Below are 22862 nucleotides of genomic sequence, written 5' to 3' on the forward strand. Positions count from 1 at the left end.
TTCAAGTCGTCATATAATTAGGATCACTCATATGAATGTAGCTTTCCCTCCCGCCTCCAATGCGCGCTATTTTGCCCTGCGATTACGGCCCGGCGAGGATGTTATTCCAACACTGCGTCATTTTATTCAGCAGAACCACTTAAAAGCCGCTTTCATTGCTGGCTGTGTTGGTAGCTTAACTCGCGTTAATTTGCGTTTTGCAGGAAAAGAGACAACCGATCAATTTGTTGGTCGATACGAAATTGTTTCACTTATCGGCACATTAGATAGCGAAGGCGAACATTTGCATTTAGCCATTTCAGATGAAAATGGTCATGTGCAAGGGGGGCATATGATGCTGGACTGTACCGTTAGAACAACGTTAGAGCTTGTTATTGGGGAATTAGAGCATATCACTTTCACTCGTCAATATTGCGAATTATCTGGATATGACGAATTAGCAGTTTCTGAACGCACGCCCCACAACTCCCATTCTTCTGTTCATCGCTAAGGAGCGGTGTATTCATGCCAAAATCATCTACTCTTTCGAGCCGTACTTTAGCGTTAATTGTTTTTTCAATCGCTATTAACATGTTAGTTGGGCAAATAAGCTCAAGCATTAAGTTGCCAATTTTTCTTGATTCAATTGGCACAATCATTTGTGCTTTATTAGCCGGCCCTTGGATCGCTGCATTAACCGGATTATTAACCAATCTATTATGGGGATTACTCAGTGGCCCAATTGCCGCCGCTTTTGCCCCTGTTGCGATGATGATAGGCCTCAGTGCAGGGTTACTCGCTCATGCTGGATTTTTTCGGACGTTACCTAGAGTTATCTTTTCCGGCATCGTCATTACATTAGCATTGATGTTAGTTGCTGTGCCTATCCGTACTTATTTATTTGCAGGTACAACAGGTAGCGGAGCCGATTTTTTCGTCGCTTACTTCCATGCTGTGGGAGAAAACCTACTTGAATCTGTTGCCATTACCGTACTAGGAGCCAACATTGCAGATAAAATAGTGTCGGCACTCATTGCGTGGTTATTAGTGCGTCGCTTACCGCTGCGTGCACAACAAAACTTTCCAAATATGGCGCGAGTAAGATAAATATGCATCCTTTTACCTCGCTGACATTATGGTTCTGGCTCAGCTTTACTGTTGTTCTATTACCATTTGACTGGCCGTTAATTGTCGTCAGCCTGGTGACTTTTGCTATGCTACTCGCATGGCGCCAAGCACGTTACCGCTATCGCTATGTTATTGGCTTGATGCTACCAATGGCATTAGGGCTATGGCTGATCCATAGTGGTTGGCTAACCTACTGGCTGACAGGCGAGTTTTCTGTTGCAACACAGCAGCAAAAAGCCTTGGCTTTATGGTTTCGGCTTTTAGCCATTATCAGTAGTGCACAACTGTGGCTACAGTATGTGTCGACTGAAAAATTGATTAGAGCGCTATTTGCTAGCCGTTTACCAACCAGCTTTTCATATTTATTAGCTGGGCCACTCTTGTTTGTTGAACAACTACGGCAACAAATCAGCAGTATCAAAGAGGCACAGTTGGCACGAGGTGTCCCCCTTGATGGCAATCTGTTACAACGATTTATGTCATTACCGGCATTGATACTGCCACTCGCGACCCAAGCACTCAGTGAACTGGCTATCCGTGGAGCTGCCTTGGATATGCGTGGTTTTCGTGCCGTGAGTCAGCGAACAACGTTGGGCGCCCCAAAAGACAACCTCTTTCAAGCCATTTGTCGTTATGCCATTTTAGTCATTATCATCATTGAAGGAGGGATCGACTGGTGGTGGTAAATTTACAACGACTATGTTTTACCCACAAAGGTGCGGGATCAACCACCTTAGGCCCTATTGATATACAATTAGCAGCAGGACAGTGGCTTGCCATCTTAGGGGGCAACGGTAGCGGTAAAAGTACACTCGCTCAACTGCTCTGTGGTTGGTTACCTGAATTGATTACAGGTGAATTTAGTGGTGTCGCTGAGGTTTTATCACAACCCATATCACAAGGCCACTTAGCAATACTCAGTGCGCAACGCCAACTGATCCAACAATCACCACAATTACAATTATCCGGTTGCACATTCAATGTGGAACAAGAAATTGCCTTTGGCCCTGAAAACCTTGGGTTACCTGAAGCACAAATCAGGCAGCGGGTTAACGAAGCCATTGCGCTTACGGACTGCGAAGCTTTACGCCATCGACACCCCGCGACCTTATCAGGTGGAGAAGCCCAACGCGTTGTCATCGCAAGCGCACTCGCCATGCAGCCTAAGTTATTATTATTGGATGAGGCATTTAGTCGCCTCACACCAAAAGCCGCCCATACCCTGCTACTTGCGTTGAAACACTATTCTCAACGTACCAATTGCAGTGTGATCCTGTTTGAGCGCCAACTACTTCCTGCGATGAGTTTTTGTGAGCAACTGATGTTATTAGATGCAGGTAACGTCATCGCCACAGGTACTGATAGAAAAAAACTTTTTTCGGCGGCACAAACCACCATTAATATGCCCGATGCTTGGCGTGCACTTGGTTATTTAATCAATCAAAATGCTTGGCCTACTGACATTCCCAATGATAACAACGCATTGCTTAAGGCATTTAAGGAGTATTATGCTACTTTTTGAACATATTGATTATCGTTGGCCTAAAAGTACCCAAGAGACCATTTCACAGCTTTGTTTGCGTCTCGAAGCAGGCGAATGGGTTGCATTAGTTGGTGACAATGGTGCTGGAAAATCGACACTCCTGCGGCTTGCTGCGGGTCTATTGCGCCCAACACAAGGTGAAATCCACTTTAATCACCAAAAACTTGCCGCACTGAACGCTATACAACGTGCCAGTCAAATTGGTGTTTTATTCCAAGAGGTCGAAAAACAAGTTTTCCATAGTCGAGTAAAAGATGAAGTCGCGTTCGGCCTTAAACGACAAAAGCTATCTCAATCAGAGATAGAAAAACGGACGTTGGAAGCCCTTGAATGTTGCCATTTGCAAGATGTTGCCAATAGTCACCCTCTTGATTTAGATGCAGGTCAACGGCGTATGGTGGCTGTCGCCAGCCTGAGTGCGATTTCCCCCAAAGTGCTGCTATTAGATGAACCTACTCGTGACTTTGATGCACGTTGGCTCGCTTGCTTTGAGCGTTGGTTGGCATTACAGCGTACGATGGGCACGACGCTACTCGCCATTAGCCATGATCTTGATTTTGTTGCTCGCCATTTCAAGCGGGTTATTCATCTATCAGCAGGTAAAATCATTGCTGATGGTCCGCCTGAAACCGTACTTAACCACCCTGATTTACAACCGGAATCCGTGCTTCCAACACCAACACTGTATTCATTGAGTCACGCATTGGATATCGCGTTAGAAAGCGACCCTAAACGTTGGGCTGATAAATTTATCCGTATTAGCCGCGAGCCAATCTGACTTTTCAGCTTGAACGTTATCAGTTTTTATATGGTTGTCGACCCTTGATATCAACACTAAGGTTTGATTTATTGCGATGATAACGTCTTAGCTTATATCTAGATATCGATATCAGACAGGTAAAAAATGCCATGTTAATGGTAAACTATCCCGAGTCAAGGTTGGACAAATGTGTGTCATGCTGCTCTGTTTTATTATTTGTAGCATGATAGGTCCGATGTATATAAATAACCCGCAAGAGAACTTTGGCTGTATGGACGAATTAAAACCAGAAAACTAATTATCTTCCTAAGTAAAAGCTGTAAACATCCATTATGCAGCTTCCCCGCTAAAACAGCTCAGTAAAACCGATAACCTAAACGCCAAGATGTTAGTTAAAGCGTCAATACAGTTGTATAATGAAAAGTGGTCACAATTATCTGTGTTATATGTATGAAACTAAAATATGAATTCCTTAAATATCACTTTGTATTCTATGATCTGATATTCGAACAGATGACTAAGGTTTAATCATGCGAGCAATCCAAGCGCTATTTTGTATCTTCTCCCTACTATTTTCGGTGATAGGATACTCTGCTGACAATAAGTTAACCTTAGTTATTGCAGGTATGACTTCGCAACAAGTGGTTTCTATTATGGGGGAACCTTCTGATTCAGCAACGATAGAAAATGCCACCCTATTGCTCTATACCAAGCGCCCCACCATGCTTAAAATGCAAAATACTGTTCAACACTTTATTTTCCTTGATAACAAATTGGTAGAGTATGGTGAAAAGCATATTGAACCCACACATTCAGCCTATAACCTGATACCTGCCACTGAGCAACTACAGTTATGGTTAGCAGAGCAAGGCAAAGATCTTAATCCATCTGCGGCGGCTCATGACCTTACGACCAACAAAAAATAGTACCAATAATAGCGGCTTAGCTTTCTGACATCCCCCTCATTTAAGGGCATTTCGTCCAAAAAATCGAATGTCGAGTGTATTCGCAAAGTTGCGCATCGTATTTTCAAAGCTAAAAGTGTTGATAAGACAGCCATCATTCTCCTTATCGCCCATGAATAACAGATGAGCAGCTAAAGGCACCAAACCAACTCATCGCTGACGTAATCAACTCGCCCTTTACACCATGATTTTTAGAAAAAGGAAATTCCTTGAAAACGAAAAATGAGCAACATGTGTGTCCATTGTAATGCCATGTTTCTCATCTACGACACGATAGTTGATAGGTGGTCGTTCTTCGGGTTGTGTCGGTGTACAACAGCATCACAGCATCGATTTTGCGAGTGCGATGATTTTCGACCTAATGCCATGGTTTCGAACTGACATCATTGAGGGGAAGGTTTTTTAGGTTGCCGCTTAGTGCATTATTCATACTGATTAGTTCAAAGCCCTCACTAAACAGCGAGGGCTTTGTCAGCACTCTAAGCGACTTTTTAAAACCGATTAGATAACAAATTAATCTAATTTTACGCCGATACGACGCGCAACTTCCTCGTAAGCTTCAATTAAGCCACCGAGGCTTTGACGAAAACGGTCTTTATCCATTTTATTGAGGGTCTCTTTATCCCACAGGCGACTACCATCTGGAGAGAACTCATCACCAAGTACGACCTTGCCTTTGAACAGGCCAAACTCCAATTTAAAATCAACGAGGATCAGCCCTGCATCCGCAAAAATTTTTGATAACACTTCATTGGCTTTATAACTTAAGCGCTTCATTTCCGCCAAGTTTTCTTTGTTCACCCACCCAAAAGTTTCACAATACGACTCATTCACCATCGGGTCATGTTTTGCATCATCTTTTAAGAACAAATCAAACAATGGTGGATTTAATTCCATCCCTTCTTCGACGCCAAGACGTTTAACCAAAGAGCCTGCTGCACGATTACGAATAACGCACTCTACGGGCACCATATCCAGTTTTTTTACCAATGCTTCTGTGTCAGAGAGCAACGCTTCCATCTGTGTTGGAATACCCGCCTCTTCTAATTTGCTCATAATAAAATGGTTAAACTTATTGTTTACCATCCCTTTACGCTCGAACTGCTCGATACGCTCGCCATCGAGTGCTGATGTATCATTACGGAATTCCAGAATTAAAAGGTCAGGATCCTCAGTGGTATAGACCGTTTTCGCCTTACCACGATACAACTCAGCTTTCTTTTGCATCTTACACACTCCAGAGATGGGATTATTCAATTAGGGTATCAACCTGCAAAATTGTGTCTGCAGATCCAGATAAGTAACAATAAAATGGTTGAAATTTACCCTTTTACCGTTACTTTTCTGCTCTGTTTCAATAAGTTATTGAATAAAAGAACCTGACAAGCTAACTAACTGATATTCAATATTTTATCTACTGTACCTAATTATAATAATAAAATCCACGCACAGACGCAAACGATTACTTAAGCTTAAACACTGGTTTTTTGTCCATTTCGCTGACCATAAAAATGAAGCTATTAATCGATTGGCATAAAGAAAGGTTGTAGGTATGACTTAAATGCAAAAAAGCCGCAACCTCAAATAGAGGCTGCGGCTCCATAACAAAGTAATAATTACTTGTCGCCGACTTTACTGAAAGCCGCTTTCAGTGCAGACACCATCTCATCATTTTGTTTCTGAGTCAGTGGTGTACCCTTAGTATTAATAAACTGCAAGCTACTGCGGTTATTCAAATCACCGACTTGAATTTTATAATCCGCTTCTGGAATTGATGGGTCATCAATCCCTAAATTTTGCCATTCTGAACTGCTCAGGCCTTTATAAGTTACCATCACAGAGCCATTTGAACGACTGCGATCACCCACTTTCATACCGATGCTTTCCAGTTTACGTGGTAAACGCTCCCAAACAGCATCAAATGGTGCACGTACGATGACAACAGGCAAGCCCGTGGCATCACTGCCAGATTGAACATCAATAATGCCATATGCACTTTGGATACTATTTTTATTGGATGTATCACGTAAAGCATACAGGCTATCGGTTAACTCATTTAGCAATAATTTGTTATAACGCTGAATTTCAGCCTGATCCGTCACCGCTTCTGTACCTTGACGTAGGCCTAAATTCGTTACCGTCAGCGCGATCATGCCCCCTTGAGGTTGCACAGTGACTTTATGACGGCTTTCTAATGGAACGTCTTCATCCGCACGTTCCCATTTTACCCAATCCGTTTCAATCGAGCGCGACCCATCGTCTTTTGTCGTGACTGGAATATTACGCTGTTCCAAAATCATAGTGACTTGTGACCATAGCGCACTATTCTCAGGTGTATTTTCAAGCAACAAGCGGCTTGCTTCCGCGCTATCTTCAGTACGTGAACCCGCTAATTGCGAAATAGACAGTACAGGAGGGCGAATATCGAGTGCTTTACCTACTGGGCCAGATGAGGCAACTTTAGGGACGTCATATTCGCCATTTTGCAATGGTAATGTCATTCCCTGAGGTATATTCAACACTTTCAATGGCGCGGCATCGAGATAATCTTCGTTACCGCTGACCTGACGTTTATAGCGCTGATCGCTGGAACAGGCTGCCAGTAACACAACGAGTGACAGGCCAGCAACCTTCATAACCTTCGATTTTTGCAATAATGTTGCCATTAAAATTCCCTAAATTTTACAGTAGCCCAGCGAATCTCAGGGCCTGCTCCACTTTTTGTTGGCCTGACTCTGTTAACGGTGTCATTGGTAACCGTAATGTAGCGTCAGCAATCAAGCCAAGACGGTGGCAGCCCCATTTCGCTGGAATTGGATTAGGCTCAACAAATAACTGATGATGCAGACCCATCAGACGTTTGTTTAATTCACGAGCCTCAGTATATTTGCCCGCAAGCGCTAAGTCACACATTTTTACCATTTGTGCGGCTGCAACGTTAGCTGTAACAGAAATAACGCCCTGACCACCCAACTGCATGAAGTCGAGTGCCGTTGCATCATCACCGGTGAGCAACACAAAATTATCATCAACCAGTTCTTTGATTTGGTGAACCCTTGCTAAGTTCCCTGTCGCCTCTTTAATTGAAACAATATTCGCCAATTTAGCCAAGCGACCTACCGTTTCAGGCAATAAGTCACAACCTGTACGTGATGGTACATTATAGAGAATTTGTGGCAAGCTCGTGTTTTCTGATATTGCTTTAAAATGCTGATACAACCCTTCTTGTGAAGGCCTATTATAATAAGGTGTGACTGTCAGACAAGCAACAACACCTGAATTTTCAAACTCTTTTGTCAGAGAGATAGCTTCTGCAGTGGCATTTGCGCCAGCTCCTGCAATGATGGGGATGCGTCCGTCTGCCAGTTCTAGAGTTGTATGCACCACTTCAACATGTTCTTTATGAGTTAAGGTAGCAGACTCACCCGTTGTCCCAACAGACACAATCGCAGAAGTGCCGCTCTCAACGTGGTAATCAACTAATCTTTTCAAACTTTGTTTATCCAAACGACCATTTGAATCCATTGGTGTAATTACCGCAACAATACTGCCAGTTAAAAATTGTTTATAGTTTGTGTTTGAGTGAGACATAGCTATACCCCCTAAATAGTTTAGTCTCCATGGTACTTTTTCATTTCAAAGAAGAAAACCACCCAACCACAGGTTTTTAATGAATTTTGTTAATACCGCTAGGATTAACTTAAATAGAAGTAATAATTCTCGATCATGACTCGCAAGAGTGAATCTGCCCTCTTGGCAGATTCTTATTTTTGTGGTTTCCTTACCATCATCACCAAGCAGATTTTGTGCTTGAAAACATTGAGCAAAAAAGCGAATCTGCAAATTAAAAAATAAGGAACAGACTTTGCCTAAGACTGAACAGCAATTTCTTGTAATTACTGCGCTGGGTACCGATCGTCCGGGCATTGTGAATACCATCACTCGATTGGTGAGTGAATGTGATTGCAACATCGAAGACAGCCGTTTAGCGATGTTTGGTAAAGAATTTACCTTTATTATGATGCTTTCGGGTAGTTGGAATGCGATTGCACAAATTGAGGCTATTTTGCCACTAAAAGGGGCTGAATTAGAGTTACTCATTGTGATGAAACGGACGCAGAGCGTACAGACGACAGATTACCCATCAACGGTAACCGTCAATGTCGTCGTCGATGATGCACCACGCATCGTAGAACAATTTACGAATTTATTTACAACCCAGCAATGTAATATCGCGGAGCTTGTGTCAAAAACACAGCCTGCAAGTAATGGTATGCCGGCGCAACTTGAAATACAAATCACGGCACATCATCCATTGGATGATAATGGCATAATTATAAAGAATAAATTTCAACAACTATGTACAATGCTCAACGCTAAAGGCAACATAAGCATTGTAAATAATCCCAAAATGCAGAGTTAACGGAGATATATGTAATGAACCCATTGAAAGCCGGTGATAAGGCGCCTCAATTCAGCCTTCCTGACCAAGATGGTGAAATCATCAATCTTTCAGATTATCAGGGTCAACGCGTATTAGTTTACTTCTACCCTAAAGCTATGACCCCAGGGTGTACCGTTCAGGCATGCGGCCTGCGCGACGAAATGGAGACACTAAGAGAAAAGGGTGTTGAAGTTTTAGGCATTAGCACAGATAAACCCGAAAAATTGTCTCGTTTCGCTGAAAAAGAGCTATTGAACTTCGCACTGTTATCAGATGAAGATCATCAAGTATGTGAACAATTTGGTGTATGGGGTGAAAAACAATTCATGGGTAAAACTTATGACGGCATTCACCGCATTAGTTTTCTCATTGATGCAAATGGAACTATTGAACATGTATTCGATAATTTCAAAACAAGCAATCACCATGAAATTGTTCTCGAGTACATAAATACTCACGCTTAACATTTAATTTGATAGGGTTGTTTAGCTTTATGCAACCCTTCTCATCCCCCTTCCCTTTATATCTTTCATTGCTGACTAACCTAAAAGCTAAAAGATTTTTAGTCATCTGATTGACTGAATCATTTGAGTTAAATGGCATACTGATGGTAATGAAAGGGAAGATAGAAAAGATAGCCAAATACAGGCTCAACTTAGACTTGTTGAACCTGTTTAGCCATTAATACTATTTGCTACCGTTGAAGCTGTTGTTGGTATAAACGGTAGTTTTCCTCATCGAAGCAAACAAAAATAACTTTCTTTGGCAAGCTATTGGCGGCGAGATAGTTAGCCACAGTTTCACAGGCAATCTGTGCCGCTAATGGCTTAGGAAAGCGATAAATGCCTGTACTGATATTGGGAAAAGCGATGGTTTCGATTTGATATTTGCTCGCCAACCTCAAACTAGATAAATACGCATTGGCTAAGATTTGCGCCTCTTCATGGGTTCCATCTTGCCAAACAGGCCCTATCGTATGGATAACATACTTAGCAGGTAACTTACCTGCGGTGGTGATCACCGCGTTTCCGGGCTTACAACTACCCTGTTTTGCTCTAATTTGCCGGCATTCATCAAGGATTGCACTACCACCCGCGCGATGAATCGCGCCATCAACGCCACTACCACCGAGTAAAGCACTATTCGCGGTATTAACAATCGCATCGACGGCAGTTTTCGTGATATCACCTTGCTGTAGTTCAATTTGAGTTTGCATTTCCCTCTCCATCATTCCAATTTTTGCTGACTCTCGGACGTATCCTCTGGCCACACATTGATAACAGCCTTAATCAGCGTTGCCAATGGAATAGCAAAGAAAACGCCCCAAAAACCCCATAAGCCACCAAAAATCACGACCGATAAAATAATCACTAACGGATGAAGGTTAACCGCTTCCGAAAAGAGTAATGGAACAAATAAATTACTATCTAACCCTTGAATAACAAGATAAACAATAATTAATGACCAAAAATCACTGCCAATTCCCCACTGGAATAGCGCCACCAATACTACCGGGATCGTCACAGCCACCGCACCAATATAGGGGATCAAGACTGAAACCCCAACCAGCACTGACAACAATACTGAATAGCGCAAATCAAAGTAGGCAAACCCAGCGTAGGTACAGACCCCGACAATCACCATTTCGGTCACTTTGCCGCGTAAATAGTTGGTGATTTGCTGATTCATCTCGACCCAAACTTTCCCCACCAACAAGCGGTTTCTTGGCAATACCTTTTGAACGCTACTGATAATTTTTTGTTTATCTTTTAATAAGAAAAACATCATTAAAGGCACGAGTACGGTATAAATTGCCAAGGTAAATACGCCAATGAGCGAGGCCACCGACATTTTAACCACCGATTCCGCCACTCCAGATAAACGGCTGCGGAGATTATCTGCCATCATATCGATAATACCCGCATCAACCAACGCTGGGTAACGCTCTGGTAATGTTTGCGCGAACTCGTTAAAACGCGTTACCATTTTAGGTAAGTCACCAACGAGATTGATCCCTTGTTGCCACGCCGTTGGTGCAATAATTAAAATAACCATGGCACTAATTCCAGCAAACAAGGTCAAAATAATACTGACTGCAACAACACGCGAGCAACCGATACGCTCAAGTAAGTGTGTTGGCCATTCAAGGAGATAAGCCAATACTATCGCGACCAATAAAGGGGCTAAGATATTGCTGAAGAAAAAGATGATACAGAAGCCGACAATGAGCAACGTAAACAGTGCAACAGCCTGTGGATCAGCAAAACGTCGCCGATACCATTGTAATAACATTTCCAGCATTTATTAGCTCCTTGGAAATTAATGCTTTAAAGACAGTTCCTAAATTATCGAAAATTATACCAATTAACAGACATTTCGGTAGCTTTTGCTATCATGGATTGATCTCAAAATTAATCGTTGTACGGGATGCAATTGTTTCATGAATAAAAAACTGAAAAATCCACTTCTAGTTTTATTGATAGCCGCGTGCGTCAACGGCGCTGTGCTCCCTGCTTACAGTGCCGTTGAGGACACACTTCCTGATATCGGTACGACAGCGGGTGGTACACTGAGCATCAATCAAGAAATTATTATGGGTGATGCTATCACTCGCCAGATCCGTGCCAGTACACCATTGATTTACGACCCACTGCTTAATCAATACATCAATAAGCTGGGGATGCGGTTAGTGAAAAGTGCCGACTCCGTGAGAACGCCCTTTAAATTCTATTTGGTGAATAACCCCAATATTAACGCCTATGCCTATTTTGGGGGTAATGTGGTGCTGCACTCCGCACTATTTCGCTATAGCCAAAATGAGAGCCAATTAGCTTCTGTCATGGCGCACGAAATTTCTCACGTAACGCAGCGTCACTTAGCACGCATGATGGAAGACCAAAAAAGCACCACTCCCCTTGCGATTGCCGGTACGATTGGGTCGTTATTATTAGTTATGGCAAACCCACAAGCAGGGTTCGCCGCTTTAACGGGAACCATGGCAGGCGTCCAACAAGGAATGATCAGTTTTACTCAAGCCAACGAGCAAGAAGCAGACCGTATTGGCTTACAGACCTTAAGGCGAGCAGGTTTTGATCCTCACTCTATGGCCGACTTTATGCAGGTGATGTCAGATCAAACCCGTTATATGTCAAAACCCCCTGAAATATTGCTGACTCACCCACTACCAGATAGCCGTTTAGCGGATGCGCGTAACCGCTCTAATCAGTATCCAAAGGTTACCATACCTTCATCAGAAGACTTTATGCTAGCCCGTGTTCGTATTTTATCCATGTATACGTCAGGACAACAGCATGCATTAGATCAAATTCTGGATAATTATAGTCGAGGCACTCCTCAAGAAAGGATAGCGGCTGACTATGGTCGTGCTTTGAAGTTATCGCAAGATAAGAAATATGCCGAAGCGACCAAGATCATGAGCAACCTACTGGAAAAACAACCCGATAATCCTTGGTTTATCGATGTTATGACAGATTTGGATATTGAGCAAAATCGTGCAGCCCAAGCGGTGACTCGTTTACAAAATGCATTAAAAAAATCACCAAGCAACCCCGTATTACAAATCAACCTTGCCAACGCTTTAATTAACAATAAGCAGTATCAAACGGCTATTTCATTACTGAACAAATATACCTTCAATTATCCCGAGGATCCTAATGGTTGGGATCTGTTAGCTGAAGCCTCAGCGAAATCAGGTAAGCGTAATGAAGAGCTAGCCGCTTATGCAGAAGGTATGGCGCTTCGAGGTAACTATGATAACGCGATTAATTATCTCAGCGAAGCGAGTCGAAAAAGTCGTCTGGGAAGTTATGAGCAACAACGCTATGATGCTCGCATAGATGAGCTAAGAAAATTACAATTAAGAGACAGTAAAGCTAAACCGTAAGGAATGATGACCATGACGGATACAATTACCATTTATCATAACCCTCGTTGCTCTAAAAGCCGTGAAACGCTTGCATTATTAGAATCTAAAGGGGTCACACCAACAATCGTTGAGTATTTAAAAAATCCCCCTAGCGTTGCTGAAATCAAACAGTTATTAAAGGCATTAGGCTTCTCTGATGCACGGCAATTAATGCGTAGCAAAGAGGATATCTACAAAGAATTGGGGCTTGGAAACGACGCTTTAACGCAAGAGCAATTAATTCAAGCCATGCATGACAACCCTAAATTAATTGAGCGCCCTATTGTTGTCAAAGGGAAAACGGCAAAATTAGGTCGCCCACCAGAGCAGGTTCTTGATGTTCTCTAATGGCTCAAAAAAAGGCAGTGGATCACTGCCTTTATAATTGGAGGATATCTTTAACAAACGGGATAGTCAGTTTGCGTTGTGCAACGATCGAGGCATGATCCAGTTTGTTCAAAATATCAAACAATGTTCCCATTTTTCTATCTAACCGTTTTAATACAAAACGGCATACATCTTCGGGTAATTCAAACCCTCGCATTCTTGCCCGCAATTGTAGCGCACAAATTTTATCTTCATCGCTAAGTGGATGGAGTTTATAAATCTGCCCCCAATCCAACCGAGAGGCTAAATCAGGCAGTGAGAGATCGATTTGTCTTGGTGGTCTATCACCGGTGATCAGCAAACAAGTTCGACCAATTTCTAAAATGCGATTATACAAATTGAAAACGGCCATTTCCCATTCAGGATCGCCTGCGATACATTGAATATTATCAATACAAACCAGTGAAAGGTGTTCCATACCATCAAGGACTTCAGGTACAAAATAGGCACGCTTATCAAGCGGAACATAGCCCACGGCCATATCTTGTTCTGATAATTCAGCGCATGCGGCATGCAGTAGGTGACTCTTACCGCCCCCTTCACGAGACCAATAATAAATATAACTACCATGCGATTGGTTAATGGCGAGTTTAATAGCAGATAGCAACGCCTCATTTTCGCCTGCATAAAAGCTGGCAAACGTTTCGTCATCGGGTAGATACAGTGGTAGTGAAAGTTGCGATGGTGTGTTCAGAAGCACCTCTGACTGTGCAAAACAATTAACACTTGCAAGTTTACCATAAATTTCAAGCATAAATGAACAAGAAGAAACTTAATTGCCGATGCTTTCATCACATCGGCAATGAGACAACTGTTTTATTTTGTGGAATGTTTCGTATCAACTTCTTCAATATCTGAGGTTACAAACTGCTTTTCAGGACGAACAAAAGTGATAAAACGGAATAATAGTGCCATGACAATACCCACGATGGTTGCCAATGCCATGCCTTTCAATTCGGCTTGACCAATATGAATAACCGCACCACTAACACCAATAATCAAGATCACAGAGGTCAAGATCAAGTTTTGGGGTTTATTGTAGTCAACTTTAGAGTCGATTAGCACACGAATACCTGAAGCCCCGATCACCCCATAAAGCAGCAAAGACACCCCTCCCATTACAGGTACTGGCACTAACTGAATCGCCGCCGCTAATTTCCCCACACAAGAAAGTAAAATTGCGATGATTGCTGCCCCACCAATGACCCAAGAGCTATACACCTTAGTGATCGCCATTACACCAATATTTTCACCGTAGGTGGTATTAGGTGTTGAACCAAAGAACCCTGACAACACCGTAGAGAAACCGTTTGCAAACATTGAACGATGTAAGCCAGGGTTTTTCAATAAGTCACGCTCAACAATATTTGCAGTTACCACCAAGTGGCCTACATGTTCAGCAATAACGACTAATGCGGCAGGTAGAATAGTCAAAATAGCGAACCATTCAAAACGTGGCGTATAAAACGTTGGAATTGCAAACCATGGTGCTTCAATAACAGGCGTAAAGTCCACAATTCCCATAAAGTAGGATAAGGCGTAGCCAACTAAGAAACCAATCAAAATAGGAATGATGGATAAGAACCCGCGGAACACGACAGCACACAAAATAGTCACTGACAGTGTTGTGATAGAAATAATTAACGTATTAGGATCTACCGCGACCCCTTCTTTTGGCAGTAACCCTGCCATACCGGCGGCCGTTTGAGCCAATTCGAGGCCAATAACCGCGACAATCGCTCCCATCGCAGCAGGAGGAAACATGACGTTAATCCAACCTCGACCCGCCACCTTAACAATCAAGGCCACAATGCAAAACAGTATTCCGCAAATAATAAAGCCACCCAATGCAAGTTCATAACCGAGTGGTAGCAAAATCATGACTGGTGAAATAAAAGCAAAACTCGACCCTAAATAGGCAGGAATTTTCCCTTTACAAATAAATAAATAAAGTAAGGTGCCAATCCCATTGAACAGCAAAATAGTTGCTGGGTTAACACCAAACAAGATCGGTACAATTACAGTCGCGCCAAACATGGCAAACAGATGTTGAAAACTAAGCGGTATGGTTTGTAATAATGGTGGCCTTTCTTCAACACTAATTGCACGACGTGTCATTTCTTTTCATCCCCTTAATGTATTTTTATAATCAAAAAAAAGCCGACTTCTAAAGTCGGCTAATTATTATTTAGTACCAAATATCTTATCGCCAGCATCACCTAGCCCAGGAACAATATACCCGTGTTCATTTAAATATTGATCAATAGACGCGGTATATAGCTCAACATCTGGATGGGCAGCTTCTAATGCTGCAATTCCTTCAGGAGCAGCAACAAGTACGAGTACTTTAATAGATTTACAACCTGCGCCTTTTAATAGATCGATAGTTGCAATCATTGAACCACCCGTTGCTAACATTGGGTCAACAACCAACGCCATACGCTCATCAATGTTTGAAACTAATTTCTGGAAGTAAGAGACAGGTTTAAAGGTTTCTTCATCACGATAAACACCCACCACACTGATACGTGCGCTTGGAATGCTTTCTAAAACCCCGTTCATCATACCAATACCGGCACGAAGGATAGGTACGACAGTGATTTTTTTCCCTTTTATTTGCTCTATTTCTACAGGACCACACCAACCTTCAATGGTGACTTTCTCAGTTTCTAGGTCAGCGGTTGCTTCATAAGTCAGTAGGCTACCAACCTCTGAGGCCAGTTCACGAAAGCGTTTAGTGCTTATATCATGATCTCGCATCAGGCCGAGTTTATGTTTAACGAGAGGGTGTTTTACCTCAACGATCTTCATGGGATTCTCCTACTATTTTAGTCGCCAGCGCACAAAAAAATCGCGGGATTATAACTCTTTTTACAGAAGATGCCACTAGGCAGCGTTTGATTGATGTCAAAACAATCAGAAATAACCTATTTTTATTATTACACTGTAAGTATATCCACCACTATTTTATCTGTTTGATTGAACATGGCAGCAATATCAATGCCATGATAAATACGCACACCAATCTCAATTTAAGATTATAGATGTATCCCATTATTTTACCCTAATGTGATAGACATAAATTCTTGCCATAAAAAGCAGGAACCAGATAACGGCAATGCCTTATTTCCCACCAGCCAAAATCCCCTCATTTTTTCATTCACAAAGCTATCGCAAACGTTTGCTTTGCCTGTTAGAATAGTATTTATTGAAGTTTATTTTCCGAAACGCAATTGCCTTGGGGGCCGTAGTGACTGATAAAACCTCTCTCAGCTATAAAGATGCCGGTGTTGACATTGATGCAGGTAACGCATTGGTTGATCGAATTAAAGGTGTAGTGAAAGAAACTCGCCGACCAGAAGTTATGGGAGGATTAGGCGGATTTGGCGCATTATGTTCCCTGCCACAAAAATACCGTGAACCTGTTTTAGTTTCAGGTACAGATGGTGTAGGCACTAAACTACGCCTTGCGATGGACCTAAACCGTCATGACACTATCGGTATCGATTTAGTGGCGATGTGTGTTAATGACTTAATTGTCCAAGGTGCTGAGCCTCTATTTTTCCTTGATTACTACGCAACAGGTAAGCTAGATGTTGATACTGCCACCAGCGTGATCACAGGTATCGCAGAAGGTTGTAAACAATCAGGTTGTGCCCTCGTGGGGGGGGAAACCGCTGAAATGCCTGGCATGTACCATGGTGACGATTACGATGTAGCGGGTTTCTGCGTTGGTGTGGTCGAACGCGCTGAGATCATTGATGGTAGCAAAGTCAGTGCTGGTGATGCGCTGATCGCCCTCGCCTCAAGCGGTCCTCACTCTAACGGCTACTCTTTGATCCGCAAAATTTTAGAAGTCAGTCAAACGAACCCAGAGGTCACGCAACTGGAAGGCCAATCACTGGCAGATCACCTGTTAGCGCCTACACGTATTTACGTCAAAAATGTATTAGCGCTGATTGAAAAATGCGATATTCACGCCATCGCGCACATTACTGGTGGTGGTTTCTGGGAAAATATTCCTCGTGTATTACCTGAAAACACCCAAGCACAAATCGATGAAAATAGCTGGCAGTGGCCGGCGGTATTCAATTGGCTACAAACGGCGGGCAGCGTGGCCACCCACGAAATGTATCGCACATTTAACTGTGGTGTCGGTATTATCATCGCGCTGCCACAAGCTGAAGTCGATGCGGCACTCACTTTACTTAATGGTTTAGGTGAAACCGCATGGCAGATAGGTACCATTGCTGAATTGCCTGCTGGTGAAGAGCAGGTTGTTATCCGCTAATGAAAAAAATCGTCGTGCTTATCTCAGGCAGCGGCAGTAATTTACAGTCGCTGATGGATGCCACTTCGCATGATCTTCAAGCGCAAGTTGTGGCAGTGATCAGTAATCAACCTGAGGCTTACGGGCTTATTCGTGCGCAGAAGGCTGGGATCCCAGCCTTATCACTCAGCGCGAGCGCTTTTGCTAACCGCGAAGCATATGATGCTGCACTAATGGGGATGATTGACGAATATCAGCCTGATTTGGTTGTGTTAGCTGGATTTATGCGAATTTTGACCGCGGGCTTCGTTAAACACTATGCAGGAAGAATGCTCAATATCCACCCTTCTCTATTGCCTAAATATCCGGGCCTACACACCCATCGTAAAGCGATAGAAAACGGCGATAGCGAGCATGGAACATCAGTGCATTTTGTTACCGAGGAGTTGGATGGCGGCCCAGTGATCTTACAGGCTAAAGTTCCTGTTTTCCCGGATGATACCGAAAAAGAGGTCATTGAGCGGGTAAAGGCGCAAGAGCACAATATTTACCCCCAAGTTGTGCAATGGTTCGTCAGTGGTCGTTTGACCATGGTCGGCAACCATGCTTACTTAGATGGTCAGTGTTTACCGCCCCAAGGCTATGTAAATGAATAACACTTGGTTATTTCCACGTTGATTTATGTTGAGGGCAAAGAGAAATCTCTGCCCTTTTTGCTGTTCACGAAAAGTCGCAGTATAAATAAAGTGCATTAATCTTCACCAGTTAGAAAGAGTCACTGCTTTGTGTCATTATTTTATCGTAAATTAGTGGTATCCTTATCAACTGAGAGTGAAAATAAATTTGCTCTGTTATTTATCGTGATGATCTGCAAAATCGATAATTAACTATCTACTTTTTAAACAAAACTGAGGTGTTATATGACGACCGGGCAAGTTCATCCGTTTAGGTTGCGCCCACTTGAACGTGAAGATTTAGCGTTTATCCACCAACTTGATAATAATGCCAGTGTTATGCGTTACTGGTTTGAAGAGCCTTATGAGGCTTTCGTCGAGCTGAGTGACCTTTATGATAAACATATTCATGACCAATCAGAGCGGCGTTTTATTGTTGAAAATGACAGTGAAAAAGTCGGCTTAGTTGAATTGGTGGAAATCGATTATGTTCACCGTCGTTCTGAGTTTCAGATCATCATCGCACCAAGCCATCAAGGCCACGGTTATGCAACTCGCGCTGCGAAATTGGCTATGGATTACGCTTTTTCTGTGCTCAATCTATATAAGCTTTACCTCATTGTAGATAAAGAAAATATCAAAGCTATCCACATTTATAATAAACTGGGCTTCCACACAGAAGGCGAACTAATTGACGAGTTTTTTGTCAACGGACGTTATCATACCGCGATCCGTATGTGCATTTTCCAGCACCAATATTTTGCGAGTAAAGCACAGTCAACGCATCCTGAAAGTGTTGTCAGCCCGCATGCGACCATCAAACAGCAAGTTTAGTGCTCTATCCTCGCGACGTTATTTGAGGTGCAACTAAACACAAGATAAATGTGTCGCCAGAGAAATACAGAAATCTGTAACTCATGCGAATAAAAATAGCCATAATATGGCGAAAACTTAAGGTGTGCTGTCGCTAGGTTATACACCTTTAAGTTTATGTATTTAGTACAATATGGAGCAACAATGTCCCAAGAACGCCTATACCACGAAAAAGAGTTAAGCTGGCTTGCTTTTAACGAACGCGTTTTACAAGAAGCAGCAGATAAGCGAAATCCTCTTATCGAGCGTATGCGCTTTTTGGGCATTTATTCCAATAACCTAGATGAATTCTACAAAGTCCGTTTTGCAGACGTGAAACGGCGTATCTTAATCAATGAGGAGCGTGGCTCCGCCAGCGGTGCACGCCACCTACTTAAGCGCATTCAAAATAAAGTAGCCAAGCAAGATCAAGAGTTCGACATTCTCTATAACGACCTTTTGCTTGAAATGGCGCGCAACCAAATTTTCTTAATTAACGAGCGGCAAATATCGCCCCGCCAACAAATTTGGTTACGTCAATACTTTCGCCAACATTTGCGCCAACACATTACCCCTATTTTGATTAATCCAGATACCAACCTAGTCGAGTTTCTCAAAGATGACTATACCTATCTGGCTGTTGAAATTATTAACGGCGGTAATGTGCAATATGCTCTGTTAGAGATCCCCTCTGACAAGGTGCCTCGGTTTGTCAATCTGCCACCGGAAATGCCCAAACGGCGCAAATCAATGGTGCTTATCGACAACATTTTGCGCTATACCTTGGATGAAATCTTCAAGGGCTTCTTTGATTATGATGAATTAAACGCTTATTCCATGAAAATGACCCGCGATGCGGAATATGACATCGCCACCGAAATGGAATCAAGCTTACTGGAAATCATGTCATCGACATTAAAACAGCGCTTAACCGCAGAGCCTGTCCGTTTTGTTTATCAGCGCGATATGCCTGATGAAATGGTTGCCGTCTTACGTGAAAAACTGGGATTATCCAATGATGACTCAGTTATTGCGGGCGGGCGTTACCACAATTTTAAAGATTTTATTAACTTCCCCAACGAAGGCAATAAAACCCTTTTAAACAAACCATTGCCACGGTTACGCCACCGCTGGTTTGATAACTTCCGTAACGGTTTTGATGCCATTCGCGAACGCGATGTGCTGCTCTACTACCCTTATTACACCTTTGAGCACACGCTCGAGTTGCTCAGGCAAGCCTCATTTGACCCCAGCGTATTATCTATCAAGATCAATATTTATCGTGTGGCAAAAGATTCACGCATTATTGATTCGATGATCCATGCGGCCCATAACGGCAAAAAAGTCACTGTTGTGGTTGAATTACAGGCTCGATTCGATGAAGAAGCGAATATTCATTGGGCGAAACGGCTGACAGAGGCTGGGGTCCACGTCATTTTCTCGGCCCCGGGTCTGAAAATCCATGCGAAACTCTTTATTATTTCGCGAATGGAAGATGGCGAAATTATTCGTTATGCCCATATCGGTACAGGTAACTTTAATGAAAAAACCGCGCGCCTCTATACTGATTACTCGTTGTTAACAGCAAATGAACAGATCACCAATGAGGTTCGTCGGGTATTTAGCTTTATTGAAAACCCATATCGTCCTGTCACCTTTGATAATTTAATGGTTTCACCACAAAATACACGGATCCGACTCAATGCGCTAATTGACCAAGAAATTGCTAATGCGCAAGCGGGGCTTCCCAGTGGGATCACCTTAAAAATTAATAATCTGGTTGATAAAGAACTGACTGATAAACTGTATGATGCTTCCAATGCGGGTGTTAAAATTCGTCTACTAGTAAGAGGGATGTGTTCACTTGTTGCAGGGCAACCGGGCTACAGTGAAAACATTCAAGTCACCAGTATTGTTGACCGCTTTTTGGAGCATGACCGCGTTTATGTCTTTACTAATGCGGGTGATGAAAAAGTCTTTATCTCCTCGGCAGATTGGATGACTCGAAATATTGATTACCGTATTGAAGTGGCGGTGCGCTTAGTCGATGACCGGCTCAAACAACGGGTTTTAGATATCCTTGAGCTCCAATTTAACGATACCGTCAAGGCACGTTATGTTGACAAAGATCTCAGTAATCATTATGTTCCCCGCGGTAATAAGCGCAAAATTCAGGCGCAACTTGCTATATACGACTATTTGAAATCACTCGAAACGCCTGAGACAAGGTCCTAACATACTATGCCATTAACTAATATATCGACGCCTAGGCCTCAAGAAATTGCGGCTATCGACCTTGGTTCTAACAGCTTTCATATGGTGATTGCACGTATTGTCAACGGTGCACTGCAAATCCTGACGCGTTTAAAAAAACGGGTACACCTTGCTGACGGATTAAGTGATACCAATGAGCTTAGTGAAGAAGCCATGGAACGCGGTTTGGCTTGCCTTGCGCTTTTTGCCGAACGCCTACAAGGTTTTACAGAAGAAAACGTCTGTATCGTAGGCACTCACTCTTTGCGTGTTGCAACCAATGTTGAAGAGTTTTTGAACCGTGCAAAAAAAATAATTCCCTATCCCATTGAAATTATTTCTGGGCAAGAAGAAGCGCGTTTGATTTTTATGGGGGTGGAACACACCCAGCCTGAAAAAGGCCGTAAACTGGTAATAGATATTGGTGGTGGCTCAACAGAATTAGTCATTGGCGAGAAATTCGAACCATTATTAATTGATAGCCGCCGTATGGGGTGTGTCAGCTTTGCGCGTAACTATTTCCCCAATGAAACCATTACGGCAGATAATTTCAACCGAGCCTACCTCACGGCCTGCTTAAAACTTGAGCAAACCGCCACAAAATTTAAGCGTATGCACTGGGATGTTGCCATGGGGGCATCAGGTACGATTAAAGCGGCTCATGCCGTGATTGTTGAAATGGGTGAGCGCGACGGCATCATTACGCGTGATCGGCTAGAAAAAATTAAGCAAATGGCGCTGAAATATAAAACCTTTTCGGCAGTGGATCTACCGGGTTTATCCGTTGAACGTAAACATGTTTTTGTGCCCGGATTAGCCATTTTATGTGCTGTCTTTGATACATTAGAGATTAAAGAGTTACGGCTCTCAGATGGCGCATTGCGTGAAGGGGTGCTTTATGAAATGGAAGGCCGTTTCCGTCATCAAGACATTCGCCAACGTACAGCACTTAGCCTTGCCGAGCATTATAATATCGATAGAGAGCAAGCTAGACGTGTATTAAAAACCATGGAAGAGCTGTATCACCAGTGGAGCCAGCAAAATCCAAAGTTAGCCAACCCGCAACTTGAGTCTATCCTTATTTGGGCGGTTATGCTGCATGAGGTCGGTCTACATATCAACCAAAGTGGGTTACATCGCCACTCCGCCTATATTTTGCAAAATACTACGTTACCGGGGTTTAATCAGGAGCAACAGCTATTACTTGCAACACTGGTTCGTAACCATCGGCGTGCTATTAAATTTGATGATATCCCTAAATTTAATTTATATAAAAGAAAACAATTTTTACCCTTGATACAAATTTTACGCTTATCAATACTTCTGAATAATCAAAGACAATCAACAACTACCCCATCATCATTACGCTTAGAAACCGATGATGGCCACTGGACACTGTATCTACCTGCCCAGTATTTGACTCAGAATGCGTTGATGCAGCTCGATCTTGAGAAAGAAAGCGCTTACTGGGAGGATGTCCCTGGCTGGAAATTAGACATCCGCGAAGAGCCAAATTAGTTATAATATTAATGCACTACATGGCGTTTTTTTGCACTACTCATAATGAATCGGTTTTCGCCCATTTGTTATAATTATTAATATTTATTTGGGTTAATGGACAATAAATGGCAAAATAAAGGTATTTATTTGTAAATGGACCCATAAAAGGTACAAAAGTGCCT

Annotated in this window: 23 protein-coding genes; 15 read left to right on the plus strand and 8 right to left on the minus strand. The window is 42.7% G+C overall.

From position 1 onward, the window contains the following. Positions 1-31 precede the first annotated feature (31 nt). From PSE69_RS03740 to PSE69_RS03765, 6 genes are all read left to right on the plus strand, one after another. A complete protein-coding gene (locus PSE69_RS03740) occupies positions 32-490 on the plus strand; it encodes a PPC domain-containing DNA-binding protein (protein WP_014656117.1) in 459 nt (152 codons plus the stop codon). 14 nt (positions 491-504) lie between these two features. Next, complete coding sequence (locus tag PSE69_RS03745) at positions 505-1086, plus strand: membrane protein (protein ID WP_014656118.1); 582 nt, start codon at positions 505-507, stop codon at positions 1084-1086. Positions 1087-1088: 2 nt separating this feature from the next. Continuing rightward, positions 1089-1793 carry an energy-coupling factor transporter transmembrane component T gene (locus tag PSE69_RS03750; RefSeq protein ID WP_036940535.1) on the plus strand — a complete coding sequence of 235 codons (705 nt, stop codon included), beginning with the start codon at positions 1089-1091 and terminating at the stop codon, positions 1791-1793. Further along, a complete protein-coding gene (locus tag PSE69_RS03755) occupies positions 1784-2629 on the plus strand; it encodes an energy-coupling factor ABC transporter ATP-binding protein (protein WP_121874713.1) in 846 nt (281 codons plus the stop codon). The genes PSE69_RS03750 and PSE69_RS03755 overlap by 10 nt, the downstream gene beginning before the upstream one ends. Further along, positions 2616-3428: an energy-coupling factor ABC transporter ATP-binding protein gene (locus PSE69_RS03760; protein ID WP_004920586.1), complete on the plus strand. Its 813-nt coding sequence runs from the start codon at positions 2616-2618 to the stop codon at positions 3426-3428. The genes PSE69_RS03755 and PSE69_RS03760 overlap by 14 nt, the downstream gene beginning before the upstream one ends. A gap of 512 nt (positions 3429-3940) precedes the next feature. Then, on the plus strand, positions 3941-4336 hold the full coding sequence (locus PSE69_RS03765) for a hypothetical protein (RefSeq protein WP_004920590.1): 396 nt from the start codon (positions 3941-3943) through the stop codon (positions 4334-4336). Positions 4337-4888: 552 nt separating this feature from the next. Here PSE69_RS03765 and purC read toward each other — a convergent pair. From purC to dapA, 3 genes are all read right to left on the minus strand, one after another. Then, a complete protein-coding gene (gene purC, locus PSE69_RS03770; protein ID WP_004920604.1) occupies positions 4889-5602 on the minus strand; it encodes a phosphoribosylaminoimidazolesuccinocarboxamide synthase in 714 nt (237 codons plus the stop codon). 389 nt (positions 5603-5991) lie between these two features. Next, positions 5992-7041 carry an outer membrane protein assembly factor BamC gene (gene bamC / locus PSE69_RS03775; protein WP_004920611.1) on the minus strand — a complete coding sequence of 350 codons (1050 nt, stop codon included), beginning with the start codon at positions 7039-7041 and terminating at the stop codon, positions 5992-5994. Between the two features lie 16 nt (positions 7042-7057). After that, a complete protein-coding gene (gene dapA, locus PSE69_RS03780) occupies positions 7058-7966 on the minus strand; it encodes a 4-hydroxy-tetrahydrodipicolinate synthase (RefSeq protein WP_004920614.1) in 909 nt (302 codons plus the stop codon). A gap of 274 nt (positions 7967-8240) precedes the next feature. Here dapA and PSE69_RS03785 point away from each other — a divergent pair, with 274 nt between their 5' ends. Both PSE69_RS03785 and bcp read left to right on the plus strand, forming a co-directional pair. After that, on the plus strand, positions 8241-8798 hold the full coding sequence (locus PSE69_RS03785; RefSeq protein ID WP_004920620.1) for a glycine cleavage system transcriptional repressor: 558 nt from the start codon (positions 8241-8243) through the stop codon (positions 8796-8798). 14 nt (positions 8799-8812) lie between these two features. Continuing rightward, positions 8813-9283 carry a thioredoxin-dependent thiol peroxidase gene (gene bcp / locus PSE69_RS03790; RefSeq protein ID WP_004920623.1) on the plus strand — a complete coding sequence of 157 codons (471 nt, stop codon included), beginning with the start codon at positions 8813-8815 and terminating at the stop codon, positions 9281-9283. 230 nt (positions 9284-9513) lie between these two features. Here the strand turns inward: bcp and PSE69_RS03795 are convergent, their stop codons facing one another. Then, entirely contained in the window at positions 9514-10035 is a 522-nt protein-coding gene (locus PSE69_RS03795; RefSeq protein WP_121874712.1) for an O-acetyl-ADP-ribose deacetylase, read from the minus strand. Positions 10036-10046: 11 nt separating this feature from the next. Continuing rightward, entirely contained in the window at positions 10047-11120 is a 1074-nt protein-coding gene (locus tag PSE69_RS03800; RefSeq protein WP_004920629.1) for an AI-2E family transporter, read from the minus strand. Positions 11121-11259: 139 nt separating this feature from the next. Here PSE69_RS03800 and PSE69_RS03805 point away from each other — a divergent pair, with 139 nt between their 5' ends. Beyond that, on the plus strand, positions 11260-12723 hold the full coding sequence (locus PSE69_RS03805; protein ID WP_004920633.1) for a beta-barrel assembly-enhancing protease: 1464 nt from the start codon (positions 11260-11262) through the stop codon (positions 12721-12723). A gap of 12 nt (positions 12724-12735) precedes the next feature. Further along, positions 12736-13092, plus strand: coding sequence for an arsenate reductase (glutaredoxin) (gene arsC / locus PSE69_RS03810; protein ID WP_040133229.1), 357 nt, complete (start codon positions 12736-12738; stop codon positions 13090-13092). Positions 13093-13123: 31 nt separating this feature from the next. Here the strand turns inward: arsC and hda are convergent, their stop codons facing one another. The 3 genes from hda to upp form a co-directional block, all read right to left on the minus strand. Next, complete coding sequence (gene hda / locus PSE69_RS03815) at positions 13124-13885, minus strand: DnaA inactivator Hda (RefSeq protein ID WP_004920642.1); 762 nt, start codon at positions 13883-13885, stop codon at positions 13124-13126. 62 nt (positions 13886-13947) lie between these two features. Beyond that, positions 13948-15249, minus strand: a complete 1302-nt coding sequence (gene uraA / locus PSE69_RS03820; RefSeq protein WP_004920645.1) for a uracil permease — start codon at positions 15247-15249, stop codon at positions 13948-13950. Between the two features lie 66 nt (positions 15250-15315). Next, positions 15316-15942, minus strand: a complete 627-nt coding sequence (upp, locus tag PSE69_RS03825) for a uracil phosphoribosyltransferase (RefSeq protein ID WP_004920648.1) — start codon at positions 15940-15942, stop codon at positions 15316-15318. Positions 15943-16381: 439 nt separating this feature from the next. Here upp and purM point away from each other — a divergent pair, with 439 nt between their 5' ends. From purM to ppx, 5 genes are all read left to right on the plus strand, one after another. Then, positions 16382-17422, plus strand: coding sequence for a phosphoribosylformylglycinamidine cyclo-ligase (gene purM / locus PSE69_RS03830; protein ID WP_076914057.1), 1041 nt, complete (start codon positions 16382-16384; stop codon positions 17420-17422). After that, positions 17422-18057: a phosphoribosylglycinamide formyltransferase gene (gene purN / locus PSE69_RS03835; protein ID WP_121874711.1), complete on the plus strand. Its 636-nt coding sequence runs from the start codon at positions 17422-17424 to the stop codon at positions 18055-18057. The genes purM and purN overlap by 1 nt, the downstream gene beginning before the upstream one ends. Positions 18058-18321: 264 nt before the next feature. Further along, positions 18322-18909, plus strand: a complete 588-nt coding sequence (gene speG, locus PSE69_RS03840) for a spermidine N1-acetyltransferase (RefSeq protein WP_004920666.1) — start codon at positions 18322-18324, stop codon at positions 18907-18909. A 183-nt stretch (positions 18910-19092) separates the two neighbouring features. Further along, positions 19093-21162 (plus strand): polyphosphate kinase 1, encoded by a 2070-nt coding sequence (ppk1, locus tag PSE69_RS03845; RefSeq protein WP_014656128.1) that lies wholly within the window; start codon positions 19093-19095, stop codon positions 21160-21162. Positions 21163-21168: 6 nt separating this feature from the next. Further along, entirely contained in the window at positions 21169-22698 is a 1530-nt protein-coding gene (gene ppx / locus PSE69_RS03850; protein WP_004920671.1) for an exopolyphosphatase, read from the plus strand. The last annotated feature ends 164 nt before the right edge of the window (positions 22699-22862 follow it).

The sequence above is a fragment of the Providencia sp. PROV122 genome, assembly GCF_028482365.1.
GTDB classification, from domain to species: domain Bacteria; phylum Pseudomonadota; class Gammaproteobacteria; order Enterobacterales; family Enterobacteriaceae; genus Providencia; species Providencia stuartii.